This window comes from Paenibacillus prosopidis (assembly GCF_003337375.1).
GTDB lineage: Bacteria > Bacillota > Bacilli > Paenibacillales > Paenibacillaceae > Pristimantibacillus > Pristimantibacillus prosopidis.
Genome location: NZ_QPJD01000002.1, coordinates 12,426 through 25,328 on the forward strand (window position 1 = coordinate 12,426; position 12,903 = coordinate 25,328).

General features: G+C 45.1%; 13 protein-coding genes. 3 read left to right on the top strand and 10 right to left on the bottom strand.

The features are described from left to right. Positions 1-11 precede the first annotated feature (11 nt). A complete protein-coding gene (locus tag DFP97_RS02205; RefSeq protein WP_425453482.1) occupies positions 12-857 on the top strand; it encodes a sugar phosphate isomerase/epimerase family protein in 846 nt (281 codons plus the stop codon). Positions 858-1,033: 176 nt separating this feature from the next. On the opposite strand, the gene DFP97_RS02210 is transcribed toward DFP97_RS02205, so the two are convergent. The 5 genes from DFP97_RS02210 to DFP97_RS02225 all read right to left on the bottom strand — a co-directional run bounded on the left by DFP97_RS02210 (position 1,034) and on the right by DFP97_RS02225 (position 7,039). Then, positions 1,034-2,245 (bottom strand): Ger(x)C family spore germination protein, encoded by a 1,212-nt coding sequence (locus DFP97_RS02210; protein WP_114378356.1) that lies wholly within the window; start codon positions 2,243-2,245, stop codon positions 1,034-1,036. Further along, positions 2,229-3,344, bottom strand: a complete 1,116-nt coding sequence (locus DFP97_RS02215) for a spore germination protein (RefSeq protein WP_114378357.1) — start codon at positions 3,342-3,344, stop codon at positions 2,229-2,231. Before DFP97_RS02215 ends, DFP97_RS02210 begins: the two co-directional genes overlap by 17 nt. Positions 3,345-3,368: 24 nt before the next feature. Further along, positions 3,369-4,829: a spore germination protein gene (locus DFP97_RS02220; protein WP_425453483.1), complete on the bottom strand. Its 1,461-nt coding sequence runs from the start codon at positions 4,827-4,829 to the stop codon at positions 3,369-3,371. Beyond that, entirely contained in the window at positions 4,826-4,951 is a 126-nt protein-coding gene (locus DFP97_RS31865; RefSeq protein WP_281270927.1) for a hypothetical protein, read from the bottom strand. Before DFP97_RS31865 ends, DFP97_RS02220 begins: the two co-directional genes overlap by 4 nt. 144 nt (positions 4,952-5,095) lie before the next feature. Further along, positions 5,096-7,039, bottom strand: a complete 1,944-nt coding sequence (locus DFP97_RS02225; RefSeq protein ID WP_114378358.1) for an ATP-dependent DNA helicase — start codon at positions 7,037-7,039, stop codon at positions 5,096-5,098. 202 nt (positions 7,040-7,241) lie between these two features. On the opposite strand from DFP97_RS02225, the gene DFP97_RS02230 reads away from it, so the two are divergent. Then, entirely contained in the window at positions 7,242-8,456 is a 1,215-nt protein-coding gene (locus DFP97_RS02230) for a voltage-gated chloride channel family protein (protein ID WP_114378359.1), read from the top strand. A 79-nt stretch (positions 8,457-8,535) separates the two neighbouring features. Beyond that, positions 8,536-8,754 (top strand): hypothetical protein, encoded by a 219-nt coding sequence (locus DFP97_RS02235; RefSeq protein ID WP_114378827.1) that lies wholly within the window; start codon positions 8,536-8,538, stop codon positions 8,752-8,754. 54 nt (positions 8,755-8,808) lie between these two features. Here the strand turns inward: DFP97_RS02235 and DFP97_RS02240 are convergent, their stop codons facing one another. The 5 genes from DFP97_RS02240 to DFP97_RS02260 form a co-directional block, all read right to left on the bottom strand. Then, entirely contained in the window at positions 8,809-9,651 is an 843-nt protein-coding gene (locus DFP97_RS02240; RefSeq protein WP_114378360.1) for an undecaprenyl-diphosphate phosphatase, read from the bottom strand. A 99-nt stretch (positions 9,652-9,750) separates the two neighbouring features. After that, positions 9,751-10,626: a radical SAM/SPASM domain-containing protein gene (locus tag DFP97_RS02245; RefSeq protein ID WP_114378361.1), complete on the bottom strand. Its 876-nt coding sequence runs from the start codon at positions 10,624-10,626 to the stop codon at positions 9,751-9,753. A gap of 85 nt (positions 10,627-10,711) precedes the next feature. Beyond that, positions 10,712-11,389 (bottom strand): DUF4166 domain-containing protein, encoded by a 678-nt coding sequence (locus DFP97_RS02250; protein ID WP_114378362.1) that lies wholly within the window; start codon positions 11,387-11,389, stop codon positions 10,712-10,714. Between the two features lie 13 nt (positions 11,390-11,402). Beyond that, a complete protein-coding gene (locus DFP97_RS02255) occupies positions 11,403-12,323 on the bottom strand; it encodes a DoxX-like family protein (RefSeq protein WP_114378363.1) in 921 nt (306 codons plus the stop codon). After that, positions 12,313-12,780, bottom strand: a complete 468-nt coding sequence (locus DFP97_RS02260) for a thiol-disulfide oxidoreductase DCC family protein (RefSeq protein ID WP_114378364.1) — start codon at positions 12,778-12,780, stop codon at positions 12,313-12,315. The genes DFP97_RS02255 and DFP97_RS02260 overlap by 11 nt, the downstream gene beginning before the upstream one ends. Positions 12,781-12,903: the final 123 nt, after the last annotated feature.

The following is a 12,903-nucleotide window of genomic DNA, read 5'->3' on the forward strand; positions in this document are numbered from 1 at the left end:
AATAAGGCGGGATGAATTTGTCATACTTATCTGTTAGCACATGGAGCTTACATCGATTGCTCGGTCCCCTTCGCTGGACGGCTTGGGATGCCGAAGCAGGCAGCCACCGTACAATAGAACAAGAGCAACCAGAAATAATCACGCTGCTTGATTTGCCTGCAGAAGCAGCATCACGGGGATATGAAGCGATAGAAGTATGTCATTTTCATTTTCCTTCTACTGATTCGGCTTATTTGAAGCAGCTTCGCAGCGCTTTCGAGGTTTCGGGAGTTTCCTTTGATACGCTGCTTCTTGACTACGGTAATCTGACAGCACCAGATGAACGACAAAGAAAAGCTGATTTTGCTTTTATCTGCGACTGGATCGATATTGCTTCCCAATGCGGAGCCAAACAAATTCGAGTTATTGCTGGTGAAGCTCCCCCTACGGACGAAGAAGCCATAAGTCTTTCCGCAGCATCGTTAATAGACTTAGCCCATTTTGCTTCACCTAAAGGAGTTCGCATTATCACTGAAAACTTCAAACCGCTAACCTCAACAGCCGAAAGCTGTCATAAGCTGCTCGCTCAAACCGGTAACCAAGTCGGTTTTATAACCGATTTTGGTAATTTCCATGGGGCTGAAAAAGTAAAGGAAATAGCGTCGACGTTACCGTTCAGCGTATCGGTTCATGCCAAAGCGACCTATGATGAAGCGGGCTTTCCGGATGAGGCGGAATATTTGACCTATCTCAATCGGGTTCATGCTGCCGGTTATAACGGCGCCTATGTCCTTATCTATGATGGCCCCGGTGACATGTGGGAAGGTCTTGAACGAATTAAAGCGATCGTGAAGCCTTTCCTATTGCCAGTACGCTAACACCTTCCAAAGCATTTTTTATTAGCTAAAAAAGCTGACTACGGATATTTACATTCGTCGTCAGCTTTAATTACTGTATAAAGTTTGCATTATTATAATTATGTTATTATTAGTCGATATACGTTAAATTTGCGTCGTTTGCCCCTTGCCTTGATTCCATGTGTCTTAATCACCGATTAATGGCTCTTTTTAGCCCCCATGTCAGTTATATTCAGTTTGACTTTATAGGTAATTGGAGCTTCACTAAATACGTTGTCCCAATCCTGTTTTATCTTCTGCCATTGCTTCGGATGCTCAATATTTAATCGTGTACCGAAACCGACAACATCCGTTTTGTAATTCTTTTGGATTTTGTATAGTCCAAGCTGTATTAATCTCGTAATCTCCTTTTCAGCTGCACGTTCTGCTCTTTCTATAAATTCATCATCGATCGGAGCGCTGGAAGTCGTCCAGTCCTCGATTAATCGACCTTCCGATTCGATGTCAACGTCGAAAGAGACATCATCTCCATCAATATGGGAACGAATTTTACTCTTCATTGTTTTCACTTCGTACGTTATAATTTGTTTCGTTTTTTCATCATAACTTTTCACTAACCCCCCTTTTCCTTTGCCGGTTAACCAAGTTACGCCGAGCAGCTCCTCTTCGGATAAAAGTCCCCTGAATTTTTGTGTATTTCCTTTAATGACCGCTGCGCCTGAAAACTTCACTTCGCCTTCTGCGGCGATCACATTTTGCAGCAAATAACTTGATTTTGCATGCATTTTCCCTTGCAGCGTAGATAATGTCATCGGCGGTATGATTTTAAGAGTCCGGTAACGATTATCGATCATTCCCATTAAACGAAAGGAAGGAATAATCGAATTCCCTTTTGCCTCCAATGTTTTTCTCGCCGGTCCGCTGCTCATTAAGACCATGGTGCTTGGTCTAATATCATTATCCCTAAGAAAGAAATCAAGAAGCTGATGCATACTGAAATGACCTGCAAGCTGCTCATTTATAACGATTACTTTCAAGTGATGGCCTATAACAGGGCGTTCCATTTGGGAGGTAAATTCCCTGATCAGTTGAAACAATGAATCACCAGTTTCAGAAACATTTATATACGGCTTAGAGTTTTGGTCGCTTCCGGCTTTCCCGCCTTTAGCTTCGGACTGTTTTTCAACAATTTGCAGAGTGAAAGTAATTAAGTTTTTTTTGATTTCGTGTGTTCCCAGCTTGTCCAGTTTGGTTTCCAGCTCGGTTTTTTTCGCTTCATCAAGTCCCATACCCACATAGATACTGAGGTCTTCAATCTCATCTTTACTCCGACAGCCTGTCTGAAGCATTAGAGTAAGGATACACATACCGATTAATAAGCAGCGTGCCAGGTTAAGATTCAGCTTCATCCGTTTCCTCCGTGCTTCCTTTCTTCCACTTCGATAACAGCAATAAAACGATCGGCACTATTCCAAATAAATACAAGGATATATTTCCGATAAAATCGCCAAAGGCGGATAATTCGTTTATATTTTTGGGAATTGCCCAAATGATGAAAACAATTGGCAATAATGCATACATACATTTTTGTATTTTCACATTGAAAAGCTGTGACAATCCAAGAGACGCTGCATAAATTGCAATCGTAAAAGTAGAATAGATTTGCATGATCCAAATGACCAGCAATAATGATTCAAAGCGTTCAAAGATCAGACCCGTCAACTCAAAGCTCCGTACAAGATCGAGCGTAGGCCACGTCCTTGTGACAACTCCGTCCACGGACAAGACGCCTATAGCCATAACGGCCGTTATTAAATAAATACCCATCGGCATGACTATACCGTAAACAACGGCTTTTACGGATTTATTAGGATGCTTCATAAAAGCTGTCAAGATTAAAATAACTTCTAAACCGGTGAAGGAAAACACTGTTGCTTTAAGACCGGCTAGAACAGGCATAATCCCTTGTCCCAGTACTGGACGCAAGTTGTTAGGATCAAGAATTCTTAATCCCATTAAAGTAACTAACAAATAAATGATGATCGTCACCGGAAGAATGAGCTCAAATAACCGTGCGATCGGATTAATACCTCCAACCATTAAGTAAAGGCTAACCCACATAAACACCATTACGCTTGCCCACGGCGGTGTGCCTTCTAGTAAAAATAAACCCGTTACTTCAGTTAATGTTCGCACTTGATAAGCAGCAGTCATACAAAAATAACAAACAAATAACAAACCGATAAAACCGCCAAACCACCTTCCTACAATGATCCGGTTATATTGGTAAACCGTCTGTTCAGGATACGATTTGTTCAAAGTTGCCATGACTACACCAGCAGCAATTGCGATCAATCCCCCTATTAAGACTGAAATCCAAACATCAGGCGTCCCCGCCTTCTCGGCTGTCGCTCTCGACAAAGTAAGGATTCCAGAACCAAGAATAAAATTCGAGACAATCACAGCAGCTTGTATCGTGTTTATCCGATCCTTAGGATTAATATTCATGGCAGCCTTCTCCCAGATCCAAAGTTAAAGCCTTTTTCTCTTTTTATTTTTCGTATGCAACATCTCAGGCCTGCTTTTCATCATAAAAAGCGGCATGCGAACGAAAAAATCTTTCCAGTCGTTTAAGCGGTACGGAACAGCCGGGCTTGCATAAGGAACGCCGAAGCTCTTCAATTTCACAATATGGGCGCATAGCATTAAGATAAATAAAACAACCCCGTACAATCCAAAAGCGGCAGCGCAAAACATCGCCACAAAACGCAGCATTCGTAAAGATATCCCCGCGTTGTATTGCGGTATAGCGAAGGAAGAGATGGCCGTAACCGCAACGACAATAACTAGAATTGGACTAACAATCCCGGCTTGTACGGCAGCTTCGCCGATAATTAAACCGCCCACAATGCCCATTGCCGGTCCAATTGGTTTTGGAAGTCTAAGTCCCGCTTCCCTTAATATTTCAATCGCTACTTCCATTATTAAAGCTTCCACGAGCGAGGAGAAAGGGACGCCAACTCTCGATCCGATAATGGAGAGAGCTAACTTGGTTGGTATTAATCCAGGATGAAACGAAATAAAGGAAATGTACATGGCGGGTGTCAGCAGCGCTACTAATGCTGCGAAAAATCTCAGCAATCGAAGCAGTGTGCCTGCCATCCACCGCTCATAATAATCCTCCGGGGATTGCAGGAGCATGCTGAATGTAACCGGAGCGATTAGCGCAAATGGCGTACCGTCGAGTAAAATAGCGACTCGTCCTTCCATTAATGCGCTAATGACTCTATCCGGCCTTTCCGTGCTTTGTACTTGAGGAAACGGACTCAAATAATTGTCTTCTATTAATTGTTCAATATATCCGGACTCCGGCACATTATCCATTTCGATTTTACCGATTCTTTTACGAACCTCATCGACTAAATTCGGATCCGCGATATCTTTCATATAGGCAATAACTAGTTCTTTCTTTGCGCGTGAACCGATATGCATACTCACAAGCGCCAAGCTGGCGTTCTCGCCATGTCTGCGTAAGATAGCTGCGTTATCAGTTAACGATTCATTAAAACCGACTCTTGGCCCTCTCACTAGCGCCTCTGAAATGGGTTCCTCTATATTTCGTGTCTTATTTTTAATCGTTCCAATTATGATGGCTTCGGTGAATCCATCAATAATTAGCGCTGTAGATCCTGATAACACCTTTGGCATCATCTCTTCTACGGATACTACTTCTGTTATTTGACTTACGGATAGCACTTGATTTGTTACAAACGATTTCGTTATTGGAGTACCATCCCCTTGGACGGACATCAATGCCTTTAAAATATGCAGGTCAATCAGCTCACGGTCCGCTAAACAATTCGCAAACACAATAGCGGCAGCTACGCCTGAATTGCCTATTAAAAATTCCCTGATCGTTACATCAGAGTGGTACACCATTTGCTCACGGATTAAGGTTAAGTTAACCATTAAGTTATTATTCACTTCGATCACTCTTCCTCTGCTTTACGGAACCTGTTGAAAACGTATGTGACCAAAATGGGAACCGCGAGGGTAACCAATGCCTGCACGAACACTTTCCAATCCGGGATGTTCATTAGTACTGTACGAATCAACTATTAACCACTCCCAGCAGCACTATCGAATACTCCCTATTTTTTCCGTAAAGTGTCGGTTATAAACAAGTGAAGAAGGTATGGTGGGAAATAAAAAAAGAAGAAGGGAATCCCCTCCTCCTTAAACATACTATTTCATATACCCTACAAACTCTCAAGCGTTACGCCTTCCGGAATAACCCGTTCAACCTGCTCACGTACATGCCCGTCATTCAGCTTATTGCCGAATATTACGATCGTGCCGCGGTCTTCCCGCGAACGAATTAATCGTCCAATCCCCTGTCTCAAGCGCAGCAGCATGTACGGCATATCCACTTGCTCGAAAGGCTGGCTTGCATCGCTGCGTCTGGCTGCAAACAACGGATCGTTCGGAGGAAACGGAAGCTCCCAAACAATAACCTGCGATAACGACGGACCTGGAACATCAAGTCCTTCCCATAAGGTGACCGCACATAAATTGCTCGTTTCATCCGTTTGGAACTGTTCAATCAGATGGCTGATCTCTGCTGAGCCTTCATACAGGAAGCGGAAATCCGGGTTTTCGGGAAGCAACTCAGCTTCACCCTTGAACTGTTCTAATTGCTCCATTGACGGGAACAACAGCAGCGTCCTTCCGCCCGATTGCTTCAGCAACCGATACGTCTCCCGGACTTTATCTTGTAATCCAATTACCTCTCCAGCCTTTGGCGCCAATACGCGCATATGCTGCCTATACTCGTACGGCGACGGTACAGAAAATGACAAGGCGCTATCCATTCCCAATATGTCCATCATATAGTCAAAGGAACCATTTACCGAAAGCGTTGCTGATGAAAATACGATTGGCATTTTGCGGGAGAACACCTGCTCCTTCAGCACTTCCTTCACCCATTTCGGCATAATGACGAGTGAAATATCGTCCTTATCCTGCGTCACCCAGCTAATGGGCTTGTCCGGCCGCTTGAACAAGGATAGAGCAAATTGAATCATCTCCAGATGCTCTTCGACAATTTTCAGCTGGTACGTATCGATCGTATACAAGCCGCTCTCGAATACGAGCTCCTCTTCAATAACGGCTAACGTGTCCTGCAATCGGTTGACTTCACGAAGCAGCTCTTCGCTCCATTCGATTTCTTTGCGATCCGAAGCCGGAACCTTCACGCTGCGCTTTTTCACAAGCTTGAAGAGATATTCACTCTGTGTGATGGCTTCTTCTACCGCTACCGCGAGCGATTCCCGAATTTCCTCTTGCAGCAGGCGAGTAACAATGCCTTCAAATACAGCGTGATTCAGCTTGTACGTTAACGCTTGCTGTGCTGCTGTTTCCAGCAAATGACCTTCATCAAACACAACAGAGCTGTGCTCCGGCAGCAGCGGCAGCTGTCCTTCGCGTTTTCTCGCCTCATATGTCCAAACATGCTCCATATAGAAATCATGCGAACAAATAATGACATCGGCAGCCTTTCGGTAATGGTCGCGCGACAACGTCTGACCGCAGCGATGCCTTCTTTCGCATACCAAACAGTCCTGGAAGACGTCCCAGCCAAGCTGGTTCCATTGCTCGTCGTTCAGGCTTGGATATTCCTTGCGGTTGCCGTAAGGATAGAAGCTTTGCATCGTTTCCGGCTTCAGAACGAAGCTTGGCAATTCTCTGTAAATGCTGTCAAACAGCTCCGCATCATCTTGTCCGGACCGGGCATCATCAAGCTTGTTCAAGCAAATATATTGATCGGCGGATTTGCCTAATCTCGCATCGATCGTCAAATCCAAGTAACGGGCAAGCTTGGCGATGTCACCTTCAGGCTTTACCAGCTGCTCAATTAATGATTCATCGGCACATGCGATGATAGCTGGCTTACGCATATATCGCGCATAGCTGATCGCATATAATAAATAGACGAACGTTTTGCCCGTTCCCACTCCCGCTTCCGCGAAAATCGTTTGTTTGTCGGCATATGCCCGCTCCAATTGAAAAGCCATATAAATTTGTTCGTCTCTTATTTCAAATCCAGCCTCTGGCAGCTTCTCATAAAAGACATCGGCGATCCAATCGCTCGCTTGCTGAATGAAAGACTGTTTCGGGTCAAAATCAAACGGATAATTGTTCACGGGTAGCTTTCCTCCAAATTGTAGGCACAAACGGCTGCGTGCAAGCACGCAGCCGTTTGTATGATCCCTGCACTAAACATACATTCAAATATACCATTTGCGAATATGATTAGTCAATTTATCGCAGGCCATGTATAATAACTAGTAAGTATTAAGCTTTAATTTACGTGTTTCATTGGGAAAATAAAGGAGTAAATATCGAATGGCAGCAGCAAGAGCTACACCTTTCGTTTTAGTGAGCTTTTTACTCAAATGGATCCTAATCGCTAGTATTGTAGGCGTTTTAACGGGCTCCGTCACTGCTTTATTCCTTGCTAGTCTCGACTGGGTTACTGCAACAAGGATAAACAATGGCTGGCTGCTATGGCTGCTTCCTGCCGGAGGAGCTATGGTAAGCTATCTATATATGAAGGCAGGGAAAGAGACCGGCAAAGGCAATAACCTCATTATTGAACAAATTCACTCAGGCGATGGAGCTGTTCCGCTGCGAATGGCTCCGCTAGTTTTGTTCGGAACGTTGACTACACATCTATTCGGCGGATCTGCCGGACGGGAAGGCACCGCCGTACAAATGGGCGGAAGCCTCTCTGCGTGGGTTGGCAAGCTTCTGAAATTAAGCACATTTGATCGTAAAATCATTTTAATGTGCGGCATCAGCAGCGGCTTTGGCGCGGTATTCGGCACGCCGCTTGCCGGAACGATTTTCGCTTTAGAGGTGCTCGCTATTGGAGCTGTCAGCTATGAAGCGCTGCTGCCTTGCTTTATAGCCAGCTATGTCGGACATTTAATCACAACAGTTTGGGGCATTGAGCATATTCCTTATTCGATGGGAGCTGTTCCTCCGCTCGGGATGCTGCTTATCATTAAACTTGTCGGCGCCTCTATCCTATTCGGCCTAGCTGCTTACCTCTTCACCCAATTGACACGCAAGCTAAAGCTGTTATTTGGCAAATGGTTTATCAATCCCGTATTAAAAAGCTTTATAGGCGGGCTAATCCTTATTGTCCTTGTTTATTTAATAGGTACACGTGACTATTTAGGGCTCGGCATACCGCTCATTCAACAGTCGTTTCAAGAAGCCGTCTCTCCTCTTGCCTTTCTGCTGAAAACCTTTTTTACCGCCATTACACTGGGCACTGGATTTCAAGGCGGTGAAGTGACGCCGTTATTTGTAATCGGCTCTACACTCGGCAGCGCATTAGCGGGGCTGCTCGTTGTGTCTGTACCGTTTCTCGCTGCTGTCGGCTTCGTATCCGTATTTAGCGGCGCAGCGAAAACGCCGATTGCCTGCTTTATCATGGGCATCGAATTATTCGGTTCGGAAGGTGCCATTTATTTATTTATCGGCTGCGTCATCAGTTATCTCTTCTCAGGACGAACCGGGATATACGAAGGCCAAAAATACGGTAGACAATAAGACATTCTCTGCATATGCTACGATAGGCAAATGACAGAGAGGATGAACGACTAAGGTGTTAACACCAGGTCCAGGCTCCATGCCTTCGGTTAATCCAATCGTACAGAAGGCAATGTATAATATCGGCCGTCCAGTAGGGGTATCGTTACGCAATGGTCAAGGCGTATCCGGAGTATTGTGTAACGTTCAAAACGATCAAATCTTTTTGCTCCAATATTTATACGCCAGCCAGTTTGCTACATTCCATTACAGGATTAATGAAATTGCCGACATTCTCCCTTACCCTTCGTGTCAATAATGAAAACAAAAATGGCCTGCTTCCTCTAGTTGGGAAGCAGGCCATTCGTGTTATTTAGAAGTAAACGATATAAATGACAACAGCCAGCACAATACGATAAATCGCGAATGGGACCAGCTTAATTTTGTTAATGAGCTTTAAGAAGAAACGGATGGAAATGAGTGCGAAAACGAATGCGCTGATAAAACCTGCAATGAAGAACGGCAGGTACTCAAGCGTAATGTATTGCCAGTTTTTCGCTAAGGAAATTGCACTTGCACCGGCCATTATCGGTACCGCCATAATGAAGGTGAAATCAGACGCGGCGCGGTGGCTCAGTCCAAGCAATACTCCTCCGGATATGGTCGAGCCTGAACGTGAAAAGCCCGGCCAGAGCGATAGGCATTGAATGAGTCCAACGGTGAGCGCTTGCTTGTATGTAATTTGATCGACCGTCTCCGCCTTAAGCTTTGAAGGTCTAAATTTGTCGGCAATGATCATGAACACCGCTCCAATGACTAGACCAAACAACACCGTCCTGATCGAAAATAAATGCTCATCGATGTAATCTTCAAACAGCAGGCCGAGTACACCGGCAGGAATGAGGCCTACGATAACATGCGTAAGCTTTAGCTTGCCCTTTTGACCAGCTTCTCCTTGACCCGTTTCTTGCTTGCCGCGGCGCAAGCCGAGCATTTCAATGAAGCGGTCCCGGAAAATAATGACCACCGCTAAAATCGATCCAAGCTGAATGACAATTTTGAACGTATTCGCAACATACTTTGTCAAAAACTGCTCCGATTGAAGCCACATGCCATCAACGATGATCATATGTCCCGTCGATGATACAGGAGCAAACTCTGTTATGCCTTCCACAATTCCCAAAATAATCGCTTTTAAAATGGTTAAAAAGTCCATGTGTCCTCGAATCTCCTAACTGTGCGAATGATAGAAAAAATGATATAAACAGCCCGACTCAAATAATACCATAAAATGGCCTCTCCTACAAAACGAGAATTAACCGAAACGTTGGCGGTAGCCGCATTTCCTGCATAATTCCTCGACCGCTTCCCTTCGGGAGAAGCCTTCATACAGCTTCGTTGCCCGCTCGTTCTCTATAATTTCCGAGAATTGCGTTTCATGAATATTGCCTAGGTTTATAACGCCTTCCCCATCTAAGCAGCAAGGAATAACCGTTCCATCTATTAGAATGCCTGCCTGATTGCGAAGCGCATGGCAGAACCCTTTGCCGTCATCCTCCGGCTCTTTCAAATCCGGCCATTTGAATTCCGGATCCTGGTTCAAATAGATTCGCTCCGCAATTTTCACGCCGGTTCCCGGGATAAACTTTTCTTCAATTTTATAGTCAAGATCGAAAGCCTTCTCAATCATTCCGAGCAGCTCCCGGTTTTTGTTCCTCTGCTGATTCGTTTCATTGTCCATATCGAGATTCCATAATCGAAAGGAAATAATGATGCTGCTGCTTTCGACCGCTTCCTTCACAAACGATAATATTTCCGCAAGATAGCCTTCTTTGTTCGTAGAGCCTGCGTGCCCGTCAAAGCTGTGCAACGAGAAATTAATTTGCCGCAATGCAGGCTTACCAAGCAGCTTTGCTTTATTTTTTGTGATGAGCGTGCCGTTTGACGTAATGTTCACTTTAAAGCCCTTATCATGGCTAATGTCCAGCAGTTCATCGATTTTCGGATGGAGCATCGGTTCGCCCTTCACATGAAAATAAATGTAGTCCGTGTGAGGTTTGATTTGATCGAGCGTCTTCTTAAAATCATCAACTGAAATAAACCCCTTCGCCCGCTGCGTCGGCGGACAGAAGCTGCACGAGAGATTGCAAATACTGGTCGTTTCTATATAAAATTTCTTAAACTTTTTCATTCGCCACATACTCCATTCGCCAAGTCTATCGCTATTATACAACGCTGAACCAGCAACTTACAAAGGAATAAACGGCAGCAGCCGCCTATTCCCGTTTCTCTTCCCGCAAAGGTTGTATGCCGACAGGTATTGCTTCTGGATCCGCTGCAATGAAAGCTGCTTGAAAGGAGCCCTCATAACGAAAAATTTGCCCGAAAATCGGATTGCGCACGTCTACTGTAATTTTGTAGCACGCTTCATCATCATCATACCACTCGCATACTTCGGCGCAGCCGGTAAATAAACGCGGGAACCGGAATTGAAGCCGTCCTTCATAAAATCGCTGCTCGCCCGAGCGGATTCGAATTCCGCCGTTTGGTGTTGCGGATATATCCAAATCAACCGCCAGATGCTGTTTGTTTCCTAAATAGTCGACGATGACCTCTCGCTCCCCGCTGTACACCATCGTAGCATCAAAATGCCGAATTGTTCGCGGAAATTTGAACTTACGAATCCAAGTAACGGTCTCACGGCCAAATCGATCGGTATAGGCAAAGTTTTCAATGGAAAAAGGGATGTTCTTACCGCCTTGCGGAAACATGATATGCCGGAATGTCCCAATAAATAAAGGCAATGTTACGATCTTGTTATACCAAATTCGCTTCATTACACCATGTCCGATTGAGGCCGACCTGTCTTGACTGCTGAAGCCAAAACGCTGCTGTATGCGAGGATGCAGTTTATTGAAATCCGCTCCTAATACTTGCTCATAGATTGATCTCATTGTGAATTCCCCCTCAATTCTTCTGAACTTGTGCAAGCTTGCGTTTGCAGCGGCTGGCTTTAGGCAAATGACGCCGCGACCAATGAGCAGCCAAGCATAGTCCAATCATAGGCAGCGTTAAAGTGAGCGGATTAAAAGGCGACCTCAACAGTTCGGGAAGGTATACTAATGCAGGCAAATTCAGCAAAAGCAGTACCACGATTTGGACGATGGACGTCCATTTCTTTCGATGCCAGTAAGCAGCAAGTAAACCGAAACCAGTCTCGCTTATTCCAAGCAGCTGCACCATTTGCAGCTCCATACCTTCAAACATGCCCAATTGCTTCATGATGGACAGCTCACCCGCTTCCGGATATAACAGCTTCGGTACGATTCCCTCATAACACCAAAGCAGCATCATGATAAGTACGCTCGCGTAATGGATTAGCGCTCTCTCGGCTACGACTGCAGGAGGAATTCGTTCCTCAAGCCAAATACGCAATCGATCAAAGCTCCATCCGGTCGCATAACCGAATAACGGACGAAATAAATAACGGTCGAGCAAGCGCCCGGCTATTCCAAAGCGCGTTTTGTAGTCATATAAAGTGATAAACGTGACACCTTTGCCGTTTTGCTTATACTTCCAATAACCGCCCCCTTGACGAATCAACGAAACGGGTTGATCTGAGCCAAAGGTTAACGTTGACAGCCTTTCATTGGCATTGTGATGAAGCTTGCTGCTCGTTTTCCCGGTTCCGGCTATATTTAGACCGAAGCCGATCCGCGTCTTATAAAGAAAACTCTGCTTGTCTGCTTCACTTGCACGCGGCAAGTAACGAATTTCGGTAAACCGGAGATCCCACTGCTCATGCAGCTCCGGCGTTTGCGTATGTTCCAAAAGCTCTTCCAGCGACGTATGAATATCAAGCTCGACATATATGGGTTCATTTTTCATCAGACATTCCCCCGCTTTCGGCCGGTTCAATTCCATTTTCCAAAAAACGTCCCCTCACATCTGCAGTCGGCAGCAAACAAGCATCTGCCTTTCCGAACCATTTGAAACGGTTGCGTGCTATTCGGTCATAAACCGCGTTTCTCCAGGCAAGCGGAACGAAAATAAACATGTACAAGACCGGCCAGAATCCGTCCAGCTTGCGGAACACTCGCAGCGCAGCTTCCGACTTCGTAAAATACTGCCCGTCCTTCACCATAACGAATGTGTTTAAATCATCGATAGGTAAATGCCCCTCAATAAGCAGCTGTTGACCAGCTCGTGACTGAAGCGATGCGAAGTGAAAGACTTTTGCTTTATCCCGTTTTGCAACAAAACGCGTAATCCTATTGCAGAGCAAGCATTGTCCATCTATTAGCAATATGTCCTGCGACTTCTTCCTTTGCAGCGGTCCGTTCATGCTTCGATCCCTTCCTCTCGCTCTCATTGTAAGCTGTAAACCGGCCTTCAGGCAGTTCCAACTTTCGTAGAACAACACACAAAGGGGGTACTACGCAGCGTAGTACCCCTTTCGAAATTATGA